This window comes from Streptomyces sp. NPDC017095 (assembly GCF_044332325.1).
Lineage (GTDB): Bacteria > Actinomycetota > Actinomycetes > Streptomycetales > Streptomycetaceae > Streptomyces.
This window is the reverse complement of the sequence record NZ_JBIROU010000010.1, coordinates 248,980-267,048: the sequence shown is the minus strand read 5'-3', so window position 1 is coordinate 267,048 and position 18,069 is coordinate 248,980. Positions and strand designations below refer to the sequence as shown.

Below are 18,069 nucleotides of genomic sequence, written 5' to 3'. Positions count from 1 at the left end.
CCCCGCGCACCGGCGCGCGCCCCGGCCTGCGAAGCTGGGTCCATGCTGTTCCTGGTCCTCCCAGCGCTGCTCTTCGCCCTCATCACCTGGCAGGTCCTCGCGGACGGGCCGCTGCTCCGGCTGGACGCGGACGTCAGCCGGGCCCTGGTGCACCCGGACCGGTTCTCCGAGCTGCTCGCCGACCTCGGGAACATCGGGGTCGCCGTCCCGGTGCTCGTCCTGGCCATCGGTTTGGCCCTGTGGCGCGGGCGGGCCGGCGGCGCCCCCCGCTGGTGGCTGCCGCCGCTGGCCGCCGCCATGCCGACGGCGCTGCTGCCGGCGCTCGTCGTACCGCTGAAAGACTGGACCGCCCGGCCGGGGACACCGGTGGTGCCCCCGGCGGACGGTTACTTCCCTTCCGGTCACACGGCGACGGCGCTGGTCGCCTACGGCTCCGCGACCCTGCTCGCGCTGCCCTGGCTCCGCTCCCCCGCCGCCCGCCGCGCGCTGGCGGCCGGCTGCGCGGTGCTGGTGCTCGCGGTGTCCTACGGCCTGGTCCGCCGGGGCTGGCACTGGCCGCTGGACGTGGTGGCCTCCTGGTGCCTGGGCGCGGTGCTGCTGGCCGCGCTCGCGCGGGTGCTCGGCCGGTGTGCGCCGCTCAGCCGAAGTACGCGTCGAAGTTCTTCTGGAACTCCCAGTTCGCGTACCGGTCCCAGTTCACCGACCAGGTCATCAGGCCGCGCAGGGCGGGCCAGCTCCCGTGGGTCTGGTACGAGCCGCAGTTCGTCTTCTTCGTCAGGCAGTCCAGGGCCTTGGTGACCTCGGACGGGGAGACGTGGCCGTTGCCGGCGTTCGTCGACGCGGGCATGCCGATGGCGACCTGGTCCGGGCGCAGCGGCGGGAAGACGTTGTTCGGGTCGCCGGCCACCGGGAAGCCGGTGAGGAGCATGTCGGTCATGGCGATGTGGAAGTCCGCGCCGCCCATGGAGTGGTACTGGTTGTCCAGCCCCATGATCGGGCCCGAGTTGTAGTCCTGGACGTGCAGCAGCGTGAGGTCGTCGCGCAGGGCGTAGATCACCGGCAGGTAGGCGCCGCAGCGCGGGTCCTGGCCGCCCCACTTGCCGGTGCCGTAGTACTGGTAGCCGTTCTGCACGAAGAAGGTCTCCGGGGCCATCGTCAGCACGAAGCCGGCGCCATACTTGGCCTTCAGGGTCTTCAGGGCCGAGATCAGGTTGACGATCACGGGTGTGGTGGGGTTCTTGAAGTCCGTGTCGTTGGTGTTCAGCGACAGCGAGTGGCCCTCGAAGTCGATGTCGAGGCCGTCCAGGCCGTACTGGTCGATGATCTTCGAGACCGAGGAGACGAAGGTGTCGCGGGCCGCGGCGGTGGTCAGCTGGACCTGGCCGTTCTGGCCGCCGATCGAGATGAGCACCTTCTTCCCGGCCGCCTGCTTGGCCTTGACGGCCGCCTTGAACTCGGCGTCGCTCTCCACGGTCGGGCACTCGGTGACCGGGCAGCGGTTGAAGCGGATGTCCCCGGAGGTGACCGAGGTGGGCTCGCCGAAGGCCAGGTCGATGACGTCCCAGCTGTCGGGTACGTCGGCGAGGCGGGTGTAGCCGGCGCCGTTGGCGAAGCTGGCGTGCAGGTAGCCGACGAGGGCGTGCGCGGGCAGGTTGCCCGAGCCCCCTCCGCCGCCGCCGGTGCCGGTGCTGGTCGTGGCGGTGACGACGGCGGACTTCGCGGACTCGCCGGCGTCGTTGACCGCGCTGACCTGGAAGCTGTAGGCGGTGGAGGCGGTGAGTCCAAAGACGGTCGCGGAGGTGCCGGTCACGGTCTGGACCCTGGCGCCGTCGCGGTAGACGGCGTAGCTGGTGGCGCCGGTCACCGCCGACCAGGACAGGCCGACGGAGGAGGAGCTCACGGAGGTGGTCTTCAGGCCGGCCGGGGCGGCGGGCGGCTGGGTGGTGCCGCCGCCGGGGCCGGTCAGGGTGATGTCGTCGGCCTGGTAGGCGCCGGTGCCGTACCAGCCGTGGGTGTAGATGGTGACCTTGGTGGTGGCGGCCCCGGTGCGGAAGGTGGTGCTCAGTTTCTGCCAGTCGGGGGCGGACTGGGTCCAGGCGGAGACGTCGGTGGTGCCGGTGCCGCTCGCGCCGAGGTAGGCGTAGGAGCCGCGGACGTAGCCGGACAGGGTGTACTGCGCGTTCGGCTGCACGCTCACCGTCTGGGCGCACTGGGCGTTGTCGCCGCCCGCCGGGGTGGCCTGGAGGGCGGAGGTGCCGCTGTGCACCGGGGAGTTGACGATCGTGCCGGCCGAGCAGGTCCAGCCGGTGAGGCCGGACTCGAAGCCGCCGTTGACGGCGACGTCCGCGTCGGCCGCACGGGCGGCCGACGAGAGCGCGGTGATGCCGGGCACGGCCAGGGCTGCGGCCGTGAGCACGGCGAGGACGGGTCGGGGACGTCTGGCGCGGTCCACGAGGACCTCCGTGGTCGGGGAGTGGAGGAGCGGAGCGCACACAACTTGGTCCAGACCAATCTTCTTGTCAAGGTCTCCGGGCGCTACCCGTCCGTCTTCCGCCGCCCGGCCGGGCCCGCCGCCGCCTCGTGCATCGCCAGTTCCAGCAGCGCCGGGTCGGTCAGCGTGCCGGAGCCGTCCGGCTCCACCAGCCAGCGCACGCCCCGGGCCGCCCGGCCCGGATACGGCACCACGATCCAGGTGCCGGTCCCGGCGGTGCGGATGCCGGTGCCGAGCCAGCGGGCGGCGGTGCCCGGCGGCACGAAGAAGCCGACCCGGCCGTCGCCGGGGTCGGCGAGCACCGGGCCGAGCCGGTCCAGGACGCGGGTGAGCACGTCCAGGGTCGGATAGCCGAGGTCACCCGGCACGATCAGGACGTCCCAGGCCTTGCCGGCGGGCAGCAGGGCGACCCCGCGGGGGTCGCGCTCCCACTCCCGGCGGCAGGCCAGGGGGTCCGGTGCGACGGATGCCAGCCAGGTGACGGCCGTCTTCGCCCCAGTCATCGTCAGAAGCCTCCCTCTCTCGATTTCCGTACGCCTTCGCGATCGCCGACGACTTCTCGGTCGCCGCATGGCGCGATGGCGCCGGGAGGTGAGAGGAGGGCGGGCGGGGAGCATTACGCGGGTCGGGGCGCCGCTCAAAGTGACGCGGGTCACACCCAGCGGCCGATGTGCGGCCCGTCGACCTCCTTGATCCGCGCGGTCAGTTCGGTCATCTGGTTGTAGATGGACCGCCGTTCGGCCATCAGCGCGCGCAGTTTGCGCTCCGCGTGGTCGACGGATGACTGGTCCCGGCCGCCGAAGAGCTGGCCGATCCGCGGCGGTGACAGGTCGGTGAGTTCCCGGCACAGGTACATGGCCATCTGGCGGGCGGTCACCAGGGCGCGGCTCCGCTCCCGGCCGCACAGCGCCTCGGCCGTCACGCCGAAGTAGACGCCGGTCATCTCGATGATCCGCCGGGCCGCGTCCTCCTCGCGGGACGGTCCGCGGTCCGGGACCAGGTCGCGCAGCACGATGGCGGCCAGGTCGACGTCCATCGGCTGCCGGTTCAGCGCGGCGAAGGCCCGCACCCGCACGAGCGCGCCCTCCAGCTCGCGGACGTTGCGCCGGACCTGCGAGGCGATGTAGTCCAGCGTCTCGGCCGGCGCGTCGATGCCCTCCTGGCGTGCCGTGCGGTGCAGCAGGGCGACCCGCACCGCGTGTTCGGGCGGCCCGACGTGGGTGATCAGACCGGACTCCAGCCGGCCGCGCAGCCGGTCGCCGAGGTCGGTGAGCTGTTTGGGCGGGCGGTCCGAGGAGACCACGATCTGCCGGCCGGCGCCGTACAGCTCGTCGAAGAGGTACCGGAACTCCTCGTGCAGCCCGCCCCGGTCGGGCAGGAACTGGATGTCGTCCACCAGGAGCAGGTCCAGGTCCAGGCAGCGGCGGCGGAACGCGTCCAGACCGGCGCCGCGGCCCGCGCCGAGGTACTCGTCGGCCAGTTGCTCGGCCGTCACCCGGCGCACCCGGGTGCCCGGCCGGTTGCCGCGGGCCTGGTGGCCGATGGCGCAGAGCAAGTGGGTCTTGCCGATGGCCGAAGTGCCGTAGACGAAGAGCGGGTTGTACAGGGTGGCCGGTGCCTCGGCCACGGCCCGGGCCGCGCCGTGGGCGAAGCGGTTGCTGTCGCCGACGACGAAGGTGTCGAAGACGAGCCGCGGGTCGAGACCGTGCCGGGCCGGGTCGTCGCCCGCCGCCGGCCCCGCCCCCGGCACGGCCCGGCGCGCCCTACCGCTCCCGTCCGGACCGTACCCGCCGGGCCCGCCACCGTCCGGACCGTACCCGCCGGGCCCGCCGCCCTCCGGGCCGCCGGTGCCGGGTCCGCCGTGTGCCGGGCCGCCCGTGCCGGGTCCGCCGGTTTCCGCGCCGTAGCCCTGCGGGCCGGTGCCCTGCGGTCCGTGCGGGGCCGGGGCGCTCTCCCGGTCCGCCTGCTCCTCGGCCGCGACGAGCTGGCGCTCCAGCTCCTCGCACCGCCGCTCCGCGCGCACCCGCCGGGCGTGGGCGTCCTGCAGCTCCTCGCCGAGCGCCTCCACCTGCTCCATCAGGTCCTGCCGCTCCCGCAGCAGCGCGGTCACCTGGTCCTGGTACAGCCGCAGGGCCTTGTCCTTCTCGGCGTCCGCGCGGTCCTGCCGGCCGTGCAGCCCGCGGATGCGCACCTCCAGGTCGGCGGCCCGGTGCTGCGCGTCGGCCAGCGCGCCCTCCAGCGCCCGGACGAGGGCGGCGGAGCGCAGCGACTGACGGTCGGCGTCGGCGAGTTCGTCCTCCAGCGCCTGCACCCGGTGCTGCGGGGAGCCGCTGCTCGCCAGCGCCGTGCGGTGCAGCCGACGCAGCAGCTCGACGGCTTCCGCGGTGGGGGCGCGGCCCTGCTCCTCGGCGACGTCGTGGATCAGGTCGTGGACGAACTCCCAGGGCGGCACGCGGGTGCCGTTGAGGAACCGGGAGAGGGAGCCGGGGTCCCGGTGCCGGCGGGCGGCGTACCGGCGCACGCTGACGCCGAGGCCCGCGAACAGGCGCCGTAACGCCTCCGCCAACACCCGGGACTCCTCCGGGAGATCGCCGCCCAGCGGCACCAGAACACTCATCCCCGCCCTCTCGCGCCACGGCGCCCGGGTGTTGCGGCCACCGGCAACTGTGCCGCGTGGCGCAACACCGGACGGCCGCGCCAGTCTGTCTCCCGTCCCCGCCAGGAGTGGAGAAAGGCATATCAATGCGCGGCCCCCGAGGGCGAACCGATCTTGTGGCATTTCTCGCGGTCCTGCTGACCGGAGTGGTGCTCGTCCTGTCCGGCATCCCGCCCGAGGCGGTGTCCACCGTGGCGATCGGGCTCTCCACGCTGTACGCCGCCTGGCGGGGCGACCGGTCCTCCGGCGGGCGGGACGGGTGACGGCGGGCCGCGCCCGGGCGGGCTCCGTCAGCTGTCGAAGCCGAGCCCCAGCCGGTCCATGGCGCGCAGCCACAGGTTGCGCCGGCCGCCGTGGGCGTCCGCGCGGGCCAGGGACCACTTGGTGAGCGCGATCCCGGTCCAGGCGAACGGCTCGGGCGGGAACGGCAGCGGCTTCCGGCGGACCATCTCCAGCGCGGTCCGCTCGGTGTGCTCGCCGTCCAGCAGGTCCAGCATCACGTCCGCGCCGAACCGGGTGGCGCCGACGCCGAGGCCCGTGTATCCCGCCGCGTACGCCACCCGGCCCTGGTGGGCGGTGCCGAAGAACGCGGAGAAACGCGAGCAGGTGTCGATCGCGCCGCCCCAGGCGTGGGTGAAACGGACGCCCTCCAACTGCGGGAAGCAGGTGAAGAAGTGCCCGGCCAGCTTGGCGTACGTCTCGGGCCGGTCGTCGTACTCGGCGCGCACCCGGCCGCCGTAGGGGTAGACCGCGTCGTAGCCGCCCCACAGGATGCGGTTGTCGGCGGACAGCCGGAAGTAGTGGAACTGGTTGGCGCTGTCGCCGAGGCCCTGCCGGTTGTGCCAGCCGATCGAGGCGAGCCGGTCGTCGGTCAGCGGCTCGGTCATCAGCGCGTAGTCGTAGACCGGGACGGTGTACGAGCGCACGCGGCGCAGCAGGCTGGGGAAGATGTTGGTGCCGAGCGCGACCTTGCGGGCGCGGACGGTGCCGTACGGGGTGCGTACGGCCATCCCGGCGCCGTAGTGCTTCAGCGTCAGGGCGGGCGTGTGCTCGTACACCCGCACCCCCAGCGCGAGGCAGGCCCGCTTCAGGCCCCAGGCCAGCTTGGCCGGGTGCAGCATGGCCACGCCGGTGCGGTCCCACAGGCCCGCCTGGAACGTGGGCGAGTCGACCTGGGCGCGCACGGCGTCGGCGTCCAGGAACTCGATGCCGTCCGCGAGGCCCTTGTCCGTCAGCTCCCGGTGCCAGTCGGCCAGTTCGCGGGCCTGGTAGGGCGCGGTGGCGACGTCGATCTCGCCGGTGCGTTCGAAGTCGCAGTCGATGCCGTGCCGCAGGAGCGCGGCCTCGATCTCGTCGAGGTTGCGCCGGCCCAGCTCCTCCAGCTTGTGGATCTCGCCGGGCCAGCGGGTCAGGCCGTTGGGCAGGCCGTGGGTGAGGGAGGCGGCGCAGAAGCCGCCGTTGCGGCCGGAGGCGGCCCAGCCCACCTCGCGGCCTTCCAGCAGGACCACCTCGCGCCGCGGGTCACGCTCCTTGGCGTTCAGCGCGGTCCACAGTCCGCTGTAGCCGCCGCCGACGACCAGCAGGTCACAGGTCTCGGCGGCGGTGAGGGCGGGCTCGGCGGCGGGCTTGCCGGGGTCTTCCAGCCAGTACGGGACCGGCTGGGCTTCGGAGAGAGAGGCGATCCAGCTGTCTGTGCCACGGCTCATGGCGCTCGGGGCCATGATTTCAACTCCCTACAGAGGGTCGCGGGAAGGTCTATGCCTTCTGCTTGTTCCGGCGGTTCGTGACGGCCATCGCGACCAGGACGAACAGGACGGCCAGCAGGAACATGGCGGTGCCGATCACGTTGATCTGCACGGGTGTTCCGCGCTGCGCCGATCCCCAGACGAACATCGGGAACGTGACGGTCGAACCGGCGTTGAAATTGGTGATGATGAAATCGTCGAAGGAGAGCGCGAACGACAGCAGCGCGCCCGCGGCGATCCCGGGTGCCGCGATGGGCAGGGTGACCCGCAGGAAGGTCTGCGCGGGACCGGCGTACAGGTCCCGGGCGGCCTCCTCCAGACGCGGGTCCATCGACATCACGCGCGCCTTGACGGCGGTGACGACGAAGCTCAGGCAGAACATGATGTGGGCGATCAGGATGGTCCAGAAGCCCAGCTGGGCGCCCATGTTGAGGAACAGGGTGAGCAGCGAGGCGGCCATGACCACCTCGGGCATCGCCATCGGCAGGAAGATCAGCGAGTTGACGGCGCCGCGCGCGCGGAAGCGGTAGCGGACCAGCGCGAAGGAGATCATCGTGCCGAGCACGGTGGCGCCGGCCGTCGCCCATACGGCGATCTGGAGGCTGCGGGAGAGCGAGCCGCACAGGCCGGCGACTCCGCACGGGTCCTGCCAGGCGTCCGTGGAGAACCGCTGCCAGGCGTAGTTGAAGCGCCCCTTCGGCTTGTTGAAGGAGAACACCGTGACGATGACGTTCGGCAGCAGGAGGTAGGCGAGCGTCAGCAGCCCGGCGAGGACGACGAGACGGCGCTTGAGCCAGGTGACGAGGGGCATGTCAGACCAGATCCTCCGTTCCGGACCGGCGGATGTAGAACGTGACCATGGCCAGGATGGCGGCCATGAGGATGAAGGACAGGGCCGCCGCCGTCGGGTAGTCGAGGATGCGCAGGAACTGCGTCTGGATGACGTTGCCGATCATGCGGGTGTCGGTGGAGCCGAGGAGTTCGGCGTTGACGTAGTCGCCGGCCGCCGGGATGAAGGTCAGCAGCGTGCCGGAGACCACGCCCGGCATGGACAGCGGGAAGGTGACCTTGCGGAAGGTGGTCCACGGCTTGGCGTACAGGTCGCCGGCCGCCTCGTGCAGCCGCCCGTCGATCCGCTCCAGCGAGGTGTACAGCGGCAGGATCATGAACGGCAGGAAGTTGTACGTCAGTCCGCACACCACGGCCAGCGGGGTGGCCAGCACCCGGTCGCCGGCCGTCCAGCCGAGCCAGTCGGTCAGGTCCAGCACGTGCACCGCGGTCAGGACGTGCACGACCGGGCTGTCGTCGGCGAGGATCGTCTTCCAGGCCAGGGTGCGGATCAGGAAGCTGGTGAAGAACGGCGCGATCACCAGGACCATGATCAGGTTGCGCCAGCGGCCGGCGCGGAAGGCGATGAGATAGGCCAGCGGGTAGCCCAGCAGCAGGCACAGGGCGGTCGAGGCGGCGGCGTAGCAGACGGACCGCAGGAACTGCGGCCAGTACGCGGACAGGGCGTCCCAGTACGTCGCGAAGTGCCAGGTGACCCGGTAGCCGTCCTCCAGGGAGCCCTGCTGCACGGAGGTGGAGGCCTGGTAGACCATCGGCAGCGCGAAGAAGACGACCAGCCACAGCAGGCCGGGCAGCAGCAGCCAGTACGGCGTGAACCGGCCGCGCCGGCGCGCGGGCCCGGACTCGGGCGCGGCGGGGCTGAGCGGCGGGGGCGCCTCGGTGAGCGTGTCCATCAGGCGGCGGCCTCTTCCTCGGTGCCCGCGGGGTCCACCGTGCCGGCGAGCGGGGACTGCGCGGCGTCCAGGCCGAAGGTGTGGGCCGGACTCCAGTGCAGGACGACCTCGGCGCCGGGCACGAGCCGGGTGTCCCGCTCGACGTTCTGGACGTACACCGACAGCCCGGCGCAGACGGGGCTGTCGACGACGTACTGCGTGGAGACACCGATGAAGCTGGCGTCCGAGATCGTCCCGGTGACGCGGTTGCGGCCCGCCGGGATGCCGCCCGCTTCGCCGGCGTGCGTGAGGGAGATCTTCTCCGGGCGGATGCCGGCCAGCACCTTGCCGCCGGCCGCCGGCGGCGTGGCGCACCGGGCCGCGGGCAGCACCAGTTTGCCGCCGCCCGCCCTGAGCACGATGTCGTCGCCGCTCCTGGTGTCGACCTCGGCCTCGATGAGGTTGGAGGTGCCGAGGAAGTTCGCGACGAAGGTGGTGCGCGGGTTCTCGTACAGGTCGGCGGGCGCGCCGAGCTGCTCGACCCGGCCGCCGTTCATCACGGCGACCGTGTCGGCCATGGTCATGGCCTCCTCCTGGTCGTGCGTGACATGGACGAAGGTGATGCCGACCTCGGTCTGGATGCGCTTGAGTTCGAGCTGCATCTGGCGGCGCAGCTTCAGGTCGAGGGCGCCGAGCGGCTCGTCCAGCAGCAGCACCCTGGGGTGGTTGATCAGGGCGCGGGCCACGGCGACGCGCTGCTGCTGGCCGCCGGAGAGCTGGTGCGGCTTCTTGCGCGCCTGCTCGCCGAGCTGGACCAGCTCCAGCATCTCCTCCACCTGCTTCTTCACGCTCTTGATGCCGCGCCGGCGCAGGCCGAAGGCGACGTTCTCGAAGATGTCGAGGTGCGGGAAGAGGGCGTAGGACTGGAAGACCGTGTTGACCGGCCGCTTGTACGGCGGCAGGCGGGTGACGTCCTGGTCGCCGAGCCGGACCGTGCCCGAGGTGGGCTCCTCCAGGCCGGCGATCATGCGCAGGGTGGTGGTCTTGCCGCAGCCGGAGGCGCCGAGCAGGGCGAAGAAGGAGCCCTCCGGCACGGTCAGGTCCAGCGGGTGTACGGCGGTGAAGGAGCCGTAGGTCTTGGAGATGCCGGAGAGGCGGACGTCGCCGCTGTTGTCCGGTGTGGTCGTCATCGTCGTCACGCCCCTGTGAGCTTCGCGAACTTCTCTTCGTAGGCCGTCTCTTCCTTCTGGCTCAGGGAGCGGAAGGCATGGGACTTCGCCTGCATGGCCCGGTCGGGGACGATCAGCGGGTTGTCCGCCGCGTCCTTGTCGATCTTCGCAAGGTAGGGCTGCACTCCGTCGACCGGCGTCACGTAGGTGATCTGCGCGGCGAGCGCGGCGGCCTGCCGGGGCTCGTAGTAGAAGTCGATCAGCCGCTCGGCGTTCGTCTTGTGGCGTGCCTTGTTGGGCACGCACAGGTTGTCGGTCGACGTCACGTAGCCGCTGTCCGGGATGACGAAGCCGACGTCCGGGCTGTCCGCCTTCAACTGGACGACGTCGCCGGCCCAGGCGAGGCAGGCCGCGAAGTCGCCCTTGGCGAGGTCGGGCGTGTAGTCGTTGCCGGTGAAGCGGCGGATCTGGCCCTTGTCGACGGCCTTCTGGAGGCGGGCGATGGCGGCGTCGTAGTCGTCGTCGGTGAACCGCGCCGGGTCCTTGCCCATGTCCAGCAGGGTCATGCCCACGCTGTCGCGCATCTCCGACAGGAAGCCGACGCGGCCCTTGAGCCGGGGGTTGTCGAGCAGGTCGGAGACCGAGGTCACCTCGATGCCGTCCAGCGCCTTCTTGTTGTAGGCGATGACGGTGGAGATGCCCTGCCACGGATAGGAGTACGCCCGCCCGGGGTCCCAGTCCGGGTCGCGGAACTGGGGCGAGAGGTTGCGGTAGGCGTGCGGCAGGTTGGACACGTCCAGTTTCTGGACCCAGCCGAGGCGGATCAGCCGGGCGACCAGCCAGTCGGTGAGGACGATCAGGTCGCGGCCGATGTCCTGGCCCGCGGCGAGCTGCGGTTTGATCTTGCCGAAGAACTCGTTGTTGTCGTTGATGTCCTCGGTGTAGTCGACCGTGATCCCGGTGCGCCGGCGGAACGTCTCCAGCGTCGGATGGTGCTTGCCGCCGGCGTCCACGTCGATGTACTCGGTCCAGTTGGAGAAGTTCACCACCTTCTCCGCGGCCGAGTGGTCCTGGGCGGAGGTGCCGCCCGGGTTCCGGCCCGCCGCGGGGATCCCGCAGCCGCTCAGCGCCCCGAGGCCGCCGGCCGTGAGCGCCCCGGCTGCGGCGGTCCGCAGCACGGACCGGCGGGTCGGGGCGGCCCGGCCGCCGCGCGGGCCGCGCCGGAGGGCGGCCCCCGGTGGCGGGGTCGGACGGTCGGGCTCGTTGTGCTCCATGCGCGTGGTGCCCTTTCGGGAGGGATCGGCCTGGTCGGCGGCCGGGTCGGTCTCTAGCGGTCCCCGAAGACGGTGCGGTGCCAGTCCTTCTCGGCCACCGCGGTGTTGTCGAACATTACGTGCTTGACCTGCGTGTATTCCTCAAAGGAGTACGCCGACATGTCCTTGCCGAAGCCCGAGGCCTTGTAGCCCCCGTGCGGCATCTCGCTGATGATCGGGATGTGGTCGTTGACCCAGACGCACCCCGCCCTGATCTCGCGGGTGGCCCGGTTCGCGCGGTAGACGCTGGTGCTCCACGCGGAGGCGGCGAGACCGTACGGCGTGTCGTTGGCCAGCCGGATGCCCTCATCATCGCTGTCGAACGGCAGCACGACCAGTACGGGACCGAAGATCTCCGCCTGGACGATCTCGCTGTCCTGGGCCGCGCCGGTGATCAGGGTGGGCCGGTAGTAGGCGCCGCCCGCCAGCTCGCCGCCCGGGGCCTCACCGCCGGTGACCACGCGCGCGTAGCCCCGCGCCCGGTCCACGAAGGCGGCGACGCGGTCGCGGTGGGCGTGCGAGATCAGCGGTCCGAGGTCGGTGCCGGGCGCGAACGGGTCACCGAGCCGGACGGTCTCCATCAGCGCGGCCGTCCGCTCCACGAACGCCTCGTACAGCGGCCGCTGCACATAGGCGCGGGTGGCGGCCGTGCAGTCCTGCCCGCTGTTGATGAGCGCGCCGGCGACCGCGCCGTGCGCGGCGGCCTCCGGGTCGGCGTCGTCGAAGACCACGAAGGGCGCCTTGCCGCCCAGCTCCAGGTGGAGCCGTTTGACGGTGGCGGTGGCGATCTCCGCGACCCGCCTGCCGACGGCGGTGGACCCGGTGAAGGAGGTCATGGCCACGTCCGGGTGGCCGACCAGCCGCTCGCCGGCCTCCTTGCCGGTCCCGGTGACGATGTTGACCACCCCGTCCGGGAGGCCCGCGTCCGTCGCGGCCCGGGCGAACAGCAGCGAGGTCAGCGGGGTGGTCTCGGCGGGCTTCAGCACGACCGTGTTGCCGGCGGCGATCGCCGGGAGGATCTTCCAGGCGGCCATCTGGAGCGGATAGTTCCAGGGCGCGATGGAGCCGACGACGCCGATCGGCTCGCGCCGGACGTACGACGTGTGGTCGCCGGAGTACTCACCGGCCGACTGCCCCTGGAGGTGCCGGGCGGCGCCCGCGAAGAAGGCGGTGTTGTCGACGGTCCCCGGCACGTCGAACTCGCGGGTCAGCTTCAGCGGCTTGCCGCACTGGAGGGACTCGGCGCGGGCGAACTCCTCGGCGCGCCCGGCGAGCACGGCGGCGAACCGGTGCAGGGCGTCGGAGCGCTCGCCCGGGGTGGCGGCGGACCAGCCCGGGAACGCGGCGCGCGCGGCGGCGACGGCCGCGTCGACGTCGTCGGGTCCGGCCGTCTCGTAGCGGTACACCTCCCGGCCGGTGGCGGGGTCGACCACGGGGTGGTGGCGGCCCGAGGTGCCGGTGGCCGGCCGGCCGGCGAGGTACTGCGCGCCGTCCGCGAAACGGCCCTGCGCGTCGAATCGTTCCGAGGTGGCGGTGCCCGGACTGTGCATGTCGCTCTCCTCCGCCGTGCGCCCCTCCCGAGGGGTGGGTGGCGTAGCTCCAGCTCGAATTGAGTGCCGATCCTGACAGAGCCATAGGTCATCAACAAGTGATTCCGTTGTTGCCTTTTGGTTACGCGACGGAATCAGTTGACCAGGTGTCGAGTCGGGGCGGAAAAGGGCGGACGGAGTGTCAGTGGTGCGTGCCAGACTCGCGTGCATGGGAAAGACCGACGGGGTGGACGCGCTGATCCGGGAGGTCCGGGCGGGTGCGCGGATCAGGTACCTGCACTTCTGGGGGCACCAACCACGGGCGGACGGGCGCCTCGGGGCGAGCTGCCTGAGCCAGTGGTGGCCGTCACCCTTCGTGGTGGACGGGGTGGAGTACGCGACGGCCGAGCACTGGATGATGGCGGCCAAGGCCCGGCTGTTCGGGGACGCGGAGGCGGAGCGCCGGGTGCTGGCCGCGGAGCATCCCGCCGCGGCGAAGAAGGCGGGGCGCCTGGTCCGCGGCTTCGACGAGGAGACCTGGGAGCGGGAGCGCTTCCGGCTGGTGGTCGAGGGCAGCGCGCACAAGTTCGCGGCCCACGACGACCTCGCGACGTTCCTGCGGAACACCGGGGACCGCGTGCTGGTGGAGGCGAGCCCGGTGGACCGCATCTGGGGCATAGGCCTGGCGGCGGACGACGAGGCGGCGACGGACCCGGAACGCTGGCAGGGCCTGAACCTCCTGGGCTTCGCCCTGATGGAGGTACGGGAACGGCTGGCGGGGGCGGGGGCCTGAGGGGGCGGGTGCGCTTGGCTGTGGGGGCGCGCGGTTCTTGTGGTGACGGCGCGGATGCGCGGTGAGTGGCGTGCGCTTCTTACGGTGACGGCGCGCGGTCATGGTCGCGGTCCGTGCTTCCCGGGGTCCGGTGCGCTCAGGCGTACAGCGCTATCACCAAGGCCACCATGCCCAGCGCCAGGACGGTCCCGGTGGCACCGCAGATGATCCCGGCCAGCGCCACGCCCGGGTTCGTCGCCTCGCCGCGGCGCGCCCGGCCCCGGCCGATCCCGCCGAAGACCAGGGCGAGGACGCCCAGCACCAGGGCGACCGGCCACATGAAGAAGCCCAGCGCGGAGATGATGCCCAGCACCAGCGCGGCCGTGCCCATGCCGTTGTTCGGCGCCTGCATACCGGGCCAGCCGTAGCCGTCGGCGACCGGGTAGGGGACGGCACCGTACCCGGCGCGCGGCGGACCCGGGTAGCCGTACGCCACCTGCCCGGGACCGTCGGGCGCGATGGGCGGCGGCGGCACGGGTTCCGCTCCCGCACGGGAGACCGGCGGGGCGAAGGGGTTGACCGGGGGCGCGGAGGCGGGCGGCGCGAAGGGGTAGGACTGCGGCTGGGGCGCCGCGGCGGCGGAGGGCGGGGCGAAGGGGTTCACGGGCGGCGCGAACGGGTCCGCCGGGGGCGTGTACGGGTTCGCGGGGGGCGCGGAGGGGTTCGGCTGCGGGGCGGCGGCGGTCGGGGACTCGGTCCCGTCGGCGGGTCCGGCCCAGGCCACCGGGCCGGACGAGGCGCCGGGGCCGGTAGAGGCCGTGGGGCCGGTAGAGGCCGTGGGGCCGGAGGAGGCGCCGGGGCCGGCGCCAGCGGCGGGGGGCGTGCCGGCGGGCGCGCACTCGACGGGCTGGGACTCAGGCACGGCGTCCGTGGGCACGGCATTGACGGGCGCTGACTCGGCGGACCGGCGCTCGGGTACGGCGGCCGTAGGCGCGGCATCGACGGGCCCGGACGCGGGCACGCCATCGACCGACGCGGACTCGACGGGCCGCGGCTCGGGCGCGGCATCGACCGGCTCGGACTCGGCGTCGGCAGGCGTGGGCGGCGCCGTCCGCAGCGAGGTCACGGGCCGGGGTCGCTGGGCAGGGCCGGGGGTCGGTGTCGGGGCCGTGTCCTGGCGGGGGGCTCCGGTGACGGGCGGTGGCGGCGTCTTGGCCAGGGAGACCCGGGGTGTCGCGGGTCCCTGTCCGGCGGACCGCTCCCCCGGTGTGGACTGCGGCGGCGCCTCGTCGGACATGGTGGAGCTCCCCCTCTGCTGGACCTCCCGTCATGCTACGGGCCCGAAAGGGCACCCCGGCCCGGGGCCTACGATGAACCCGCGTCACCGATCAGCCGATCACCGCGCCCGGACCCCGCACCCCGGTCCACGGGCGCCCTGCCCGGGGAGGACCCTTGACCGACACCGCCGTACCCGCCACCGGCACCGCCGTCCGCGATCTGCGCGACTTCATCGCGGGGCTGCCCAAGGCCGAACTGCACGTCCACCACGTCGGCTCCGCCTCTCCCCGCATCGTCTCGGAACTGGCCGCCCGCCACCCCGACTCCCGGGTGCCCGCCGACCCGGAGGCCCTGGCCGACTACTTCACGTTCACGGACTTCGCGCACTTCATCCAGGTGTACCTGTCGGTCGTGGACCTGATCCGCACCCCGGAGGACGTCCGGCTGCTCACCTACGAGGTGGCCCGGGACCTGGCCCGCCAGCAGGTGCGGTACGCCGAGCTGACCCTCACCCCGTTCTCCTCCACCCGGCGCGGCATCGACGAGCGCGCCTTCATGGACGCGATCGAGGACGCCCGGAAGGCCGCCGAGGCGGAGTTCGGGACGGTGCTGCGCTGGTGCTTCGACATTCCCGGCGAGGCGGGCCTGGAGGCGGCCGAGGAGACGGCACGGCTGGCCACCGACGACCGGGTGCGTCCGGAGGGGCTGGTGTCGTTCGGGCTCGGCGGGCCGGAGATCGGCGTGCCCCGGCCGCAGTTCAAGCCGTACTTCGACCGGGCCATCGCGGCCGGTCTGCACTCCGTCCCGCACGCCGGGGAGACGACCGGACCGGAGACGGTGTGGGACGCGCTGACCGAGCTGCGCGCCGAGCGCATCGGGCACGGCACCAGCTCCGCGCGGGACCCGAGGCTGCTCGCCCACCTCGCCGAGCACCGCATCCCGCTGGAGGTCTGCCCGACCTCCAACATCGCCACCCGCGCGGTGCGCACCCTGGAGGAGCACCCGGTCAAGGAGTTCACCCGGGCCGGTGTGCTGGTGACGATCAACTCCGACGACCCGCCGATGTTCGGCACCGACCTGAACAACGAGTACGCGGTGGCCGCGCGGCTCCTGGAACTGGACGAACGGGGCCTCGCCGGCCTGGCGAAGAACGCGGTGGACGCCGCCTTCCTGGACCCGGCGGGCAAGGAGCGGATCGCGCGGGAGATCGACGCGTACACGGCCGCCTGGCTCGCCGGCTGATCCACCCGGCACCGGCCCAGCCGGGCCCCGGGGCGGCGGCGGGGCGTGGTCCGGCCAGAATGGGGGCCATGCAGACCGTGACCGCCGTGGCCCACCGCGGCGACCCCTACCGCTTCCGTGAGAACACCCTCGACTCGCTGCGCTCCGCGCTCGGCCGGGGCGCGGACGCCGTCGAGATCGACGTACGGCTCACCCGTGACGGCGTCCCCGTGCTGCTGCACGACGAGACGCTGCGGCGGCTGTGGGGGGTCGACCGGCCGCTCGGCGCGCTGTCCGCCGCGGAGCTGCACGGGCTGACGGACGGCGGGGTGCCGACGCTGGCGCAGGCGCTGGCCGCGACCGGCGACAGCCGGGTGATGGTGGACCTGTGCGGGCCGGCCGGCCGCCGCACGGTGGAGCGGATACTGGACGTGGTGGGGCAGAGCGGGGCCCGGGACCGGGTCTACTACAGCGCGCACGCCGAGGCGGTGCTCGCCGTCCGCGCCGCCGCCCCGGCCGCCGAGATCGCCCTGACCTGGACGACCCTGGCCCCGCCCCGGCCCGCGCTGCTCGCCGCGGTCCGGCCGCGCTGGCTCAACTACCGCTTCCCGCTGGTCGGCCGGGAGCTGGCCGCCCGCGTCCACCGCGACGGCTGTCTGCTGTCCGTGTGGACCCCGGACACCCGCCGTTCCATGAGCCGGCTGCTGGAGCTGGGCGTGGACTCGATCACGACGAACCGCATCGGCGTCCTGCACGCGCTGCGCTCCTCCTGACCGCGGCGCCCGTAGGGGTGATCCCGTACAACTCCCCGGACAGTACGGGTGGTTACTCAGGGACGGGCAAGGGTCGTACACCCTCCTGGGTGAGGATTCCGGGCGGTGGCCCGGTGGCCGAGGATGATCACGCATCTCCCGCCCGGCCCCTGAAGGAGCCCGCCCATGCGCCGTACCAGCCGCTCCACCCGTACCGCCGTCCTGGCCGCCGGTCTCGTCGCCGCGCTGGCCGCCGGTCCGCTGGCCGTGCCGGCGTTCGCCGCGTCCGCGTCCCCGCCCGCCGCACCGGTTCCGGCGGCCTCCGCCCCCGCCGCGTCCGGCCCGGACGCCGAGGCTCTCGCCGCCGCCATCGCCGGGCTGCCCGACCACGACGCCACGGCGGCGCTGCTCCGCGTCGGCGGCGACGGCACCTGGCGCGGGACGGCCGGGGTGCGGGACGTCCGTACGGGTGCGCCGGCGCTGGAGAACGCGCGGTTCCGGGCCGGTTCGGTGACGAAGGTGGTCACCGCGGCGCTCGTGCTGCAACTGGCCGCGGAGGGCCGGGTCGACCTCGACGGCACCGTGCAGCACTATCTGCCGGGTCTGCTCGACGACCGGTTCGAGCCGGTCACCGTACGGCAGTTGCTGAACTACACCAGCGGGCTGCGCCCCGGGTCCTCCCTCGGCGACACGGTCGAGGAGGGATACCCGCACCGGTTCGAGACGCTGACGCCCCGGCAGGTCGTGGCGGACGCCGTCGCACAGGGCCCGGCGTACGCGCCCGGCACGCGGCAGACCTACGGCAACATCCACTACACGGTGCTCGGCCTGCTCGTCGAGAAGGTGACCGGGGACTCGTACGCGCACCAGGCGGCGGTGCGGATCTTCCGGCCACTGGGCATGCGCGGCAGTTCGTTCCCGGCCGGCGCGGACCCGCGCATCCACGGCCCGCACAACCGGGGCTACGACTGGATCGACGGCCGGCTGGTCGACGTGACCGACTGGAACATGAGCGACCGGTTCGCGGCCGGCGACCTGATCTCGACCACCGCCGACCTGGAGCGGCTGCTGGTGGGGCTGTTCCGCGGCCGGGTGGTGCCCGAGCCGCAGCTACGGGAGATGTTCACGCTGCCCGACGTGCCCGGGGCGCGGTACGGCGCGGGCCTGGAGCGGTTCGAGGTGAACGGCAGAGAGATCTGGGGCAAGACCGGGTCCCGGCCCGGCTACACGGCGGCGATCGCCGCGACCCGCGACCTGTCCCGCACCCTGGTGTACTCGGTGAACTCCACGGACTCCAAGGGCGACGGCCAGCAGTCCGCCGCCCAGCGCTTCGCGTACCCCGCGTTCAACCGCTGACGGGCGCCGACGCCCCGGATGCCGTGGGCGGGACCGCGGTGCGGGCCGTGGAACGCGACCGCGACG

15 protein-coding genes and 1 pseudogene are annotated in these 18,069 nt (G+C 73.0%); 6 read left to right on the top strand and 10 right to left on the bottom strand.

The window, feature by feature from the left end; genetic code table 11:
- Window positions 1–42: 42 nt before the first annotated feature.
- Window positions 43–561, top strand: a pseudogene (locus ACH4OA_RS22060) (phosphatase PAP2 family protein); the annotation flags it as partial.
- Between the two features lie 76 nt (window positions 562–637).
- On the opposite strand, the gene ACH4OA_RS22055 reads toward ACH4OA_RS22060, so the two are convergent.
- The 3 genes from ACH4OA_RS22055 to dnaA form a co-directional block, all read right to left on the bottom strand.
- Window positions 638–2,452, bottom strand: a complete 1,815-nt coding sequence (locus ACH4OA_RS22055) for a chitinase (RefSeq protein ID WP_397970297.1) — start codon at window positions 2,450–2,452, stop codon at window positions 638–640.
- Between the two features lie 83 nt (window positions 2,453–2,535).
- Complete coding sequence (locus ACH4OA_RS22050; RefSeq protein ID WP_397940482.1) at window positions 2,536–2,994, bottom strand: hypothetical protein; 459 nt, start codon at window positions 2,992–2,994, stop codon at window positions 2,536–2,538.
- A gap of 149 nt (window positions 2,995–3,143) precedes the next feature.
- A complete protein-coding gene (dnaA, locus tag ACH4OA_RS22045; RefSeq protein WP_397970295.1) occupies window positions 3,144–5,108 on the bottom strand; it encodes a chromosomal replication initiator protein DnaA in 1,965 nt (654 codons plus the stop codon).
- Window positions 5,109–5,263: 155 nt separating this feature from the next.
- On the opposite strand from dnaA, the gene ACH4OA_RS22040 reads away from it, so the two are divergent.
- On the top strand, window positions 5,264–5,410 hold the full coding sequence (locus tag ACH4OA_RS22040; RefSeq protein WP_365884039.1) for a hypothetical protein: 147 nt from the start codon (window positions 5,264–5,266) through the stop codon (window positions 5,408–5,410).
- A gap of 27 nt (window positions 5,411–5,437) precedes the next feature.
- Here the strand turns inward: ACH4OA_RS22040 and ACH4OA_RS22035 are convergent, their stop codons facing one another.
- The 6 genes from ACH4OA_RS22035 to ACH4OA_RS22010 are packed head-to-tail and all read right to left on the bottom strand — an operon-like array spanning window position 5,438 to window position 12,645.
- Window positions 5,438–6,868, bottom strand: coding sequence for an NAD(P)/FAD-dependent oxidoreductase (locus tag ACH4OA_RS22035; RefSeq protein ID WP_397970293.1), 1,431 nt, complete (start codon window positions 6,866–6,868; stop codon window positions 5,438–5,440).
- 34 nt (window positions 6,869–6,902) lie between these two features.
- Entirely contained in the window at window positions 6,903–7,703 is an 801-nt protein-coding gene (locus tag ACH4OA_RS22030; protein ID WP_397948602.1) for an ABC transporter permease, read from the bottom strand.
- A gap of 1 nt (window position 7,704) precedes the next feature.
- Entirely contained in the window at window positions 7,705–8,634 is a 930-nt protein-coding gene (locus ACH4OA_RS22025) for an ABC transporter permease (protein WP_397940473.1), read from the bottom strand.
- Complete coding sequence (locus ACH4OA_RS22020) at window positions 8,634–9,803, bottom strand: ABC transporter ATP-binding protein (protein ID WP_365877899.1); 1,170 nt, start codon at window positions 9,801–9,803, stop codon at window positions 8,634–8,636. Before ACH4OA_RS22020 ends, ACH4OA_RS22025 begins: the two co-directional genes overlap by 1 nt.
- Before the next feature lie 5 nt (window positions 9,804–9,808).
- Window positions 9,809–11,056, bottom strand: coding sequence for a spermidine/putrescine ABC transporter substrate-binding protein (locus tag ACH4OA_RS22015; RefSeq protein ID WP_397970290.1), 1,248 nt, complete (start codon window positions 11,054–11,056; stop codon window positions 9,809–9,811).
- Window positions 11,057–11,109: 53 nt separating this feature from the next.
- Window positions 11,110–12,645 (bottom strand): gamma-aminobutyraldehyde dehydrogenase, encoded by a 1,536-nt coding sequence (locus ACH4OA_RS22010; RefSeq protein ID WP_397970287.1) that lies wholly within the window; start codon window positions 12,643–12,645, stop codon window positions 11,110–11,112.
- Window positions 12,646–12,853: 208 nt separating this feature from the next.
- Between ACH4OA_RS22010 and ACH4OA_RS22005 the strand changes: the two genes are divergently transcribed.
- Window positions 12,854–13,417, top strand: coding sequence for an NADAR family protein (locus tag ACH4OA_RS22005; RefSeq protein ID WP_397970284.1), 564 nt, complete (start codon window positions 12,854–12,856; stop codon window positions 13,415–13,417).
- Between the two features lie 136 nt (window positions 13,418–13,553).
- Here the strand turns inward: ACH4OA_RS22005 and ACH4OA_RS22000 are convergent, their stop codons facing one another.
- The gene (locus ACH4OA_RS22000; RefSeq protein WP_397970282.1) at window positions 13,554–14,318 is read right to left on the bottom strand and encodes a DUF4190 domain-containing protein; all 765 of its coding nucleotides are present in this window, start codon (window positions 14,316–14,318) and stop codon (window positions 13,554–13,556) included.
- A gap of 530 nt (window positions 14,319–14,848) precedes the next feature.
- Between ACH4OA_RS22000 and ACH4OA_RS21995 the strand changes: the two genes are divergently transcribed.
- The 3 genes from ACH4OA_RS21995 (at window position 14,849) to ACH4OA_RS21985 (ending at window position 18,003) form a co-directional block, all read left to right on the top strand.
- A complete protein-coding gene (locus ACH4OA_RS21995) occupies window positions 14,849–15,916 on the top strand; it encodes an adenosine deaminase (RefSeq protein ID WP_365877889.1) in 1,068 nt (355 codons plus the stop codon).
- Window positions 15,917–15,984: 68 nt separating this feature from the next.
- Window positions 15,985–16,668, top strand: coding sequence for a glycerophosphodiester phosphodiesterase (locus ACH4OA_RS21990; RefSeq protein WP_397940464.1), 684 nt, complete (start codon window positions 15,985–15,987; stop codon window positions 16,666–16,668).
- 165 nt (window positions 16,669–16,833) lie between these two features.
- On the top strand, window positions 16,834–18,003 hold the full coding sequence (locus ACH4OA_RS21985; protein WP_397970280.1) for a serine hydrolase domain-containing protein: 1,170 nt from the start codon (window positions 16,834–16,836) through the stop codon (window positions 18,001–18,003).
- Window positions 18,004–18,069 lie beyond the last annotated feature (66 nt).

Excerpts from the sequence above, each read along its gene's own strand:
- ACH4OA_RS22050 (WP_397940482.1), bottom strand. The coding sequence starts at position 2,994 with ATGACTGGGGCGAAGACGGCCGTCACCTGGCTGGCATCCGTCGCACCG.
- dnaA (WP_397970295.1), bottom strand. The coding sequence starts at position 5,108 with ATGAGTGTTCTGGTGCCGCTGGGCGGCGATCTCCCGGAGGAGTCCCGG.
- ACH4OA_RS22035 (WP_397970293.1), bottom strand. The coding sequence starts at position 6,868 with ATGGCCCCGAGCGCCATGAGCCGTGGCACAGACAGCTGGATCGCCTCT.
- ACH4OA_RS22030 (WP_397948602.1), bottom strand. The coding sequence starts at position 7,703 with ATGCCCCTCGTCACCTGGCTCAAGCGCCGTCTCGTCGTCCTCGCCGGG.
- ACH4OA_RS22025 (WP_397940473.1), bottom strand. The coding sequence starts at position 8,634 with ATGGACACGCTCACCGAGGCGCCCCCGCCGCTCAGCCCCGCCGCGCCC.
- ACH4OA_RS22020 (WP_365877899.1), bottom strand. The coding sequence starts at position 9,803 with ATGACGACCACACCGGACAACAGCGGCGACGTCCGCCTCTCCGGCATC.
- ACH4OA_RS22015 (WP_397970290.1), bottom strand. The coding sequence starts at position 11,056 with ATGGAGCACAACGAGCCCGACCGTCCGACCCCGCCACCGGGGGCCGCC.
- ACH4OA_RS22010 (WP_397970287.1), bottom strand. The coding sequence starts at position 12,645 with ATGCACAGTCCGGGCACCGCCACCTCGGAACGATTCGACGCGCAGGGC.
- ACH4OA_RS22005 (WP_397970284.1), top strand. The coding sequence starts at position 12,854 with ATGGGAAAGACCGACGGGGTGGACGCGCTGATCCGGGAGGTCCGGGCG.
- ACH4OA_RS21990 (WP_397940464.1), top strand. The coding sequence starts at position 15,985 with ATGCAGACCGTGACCGCCGTGGCCCACCGCGGCGACCCCTACCGCTTC.
- ACH4OA_RS21985 (WP_397970280.1), top strand. The coding sequence starts at position 16,834 with ATGCGCCGTACCAGCCGCTCCACCCGTACCGCCGTCCTGGCCGCCGGT.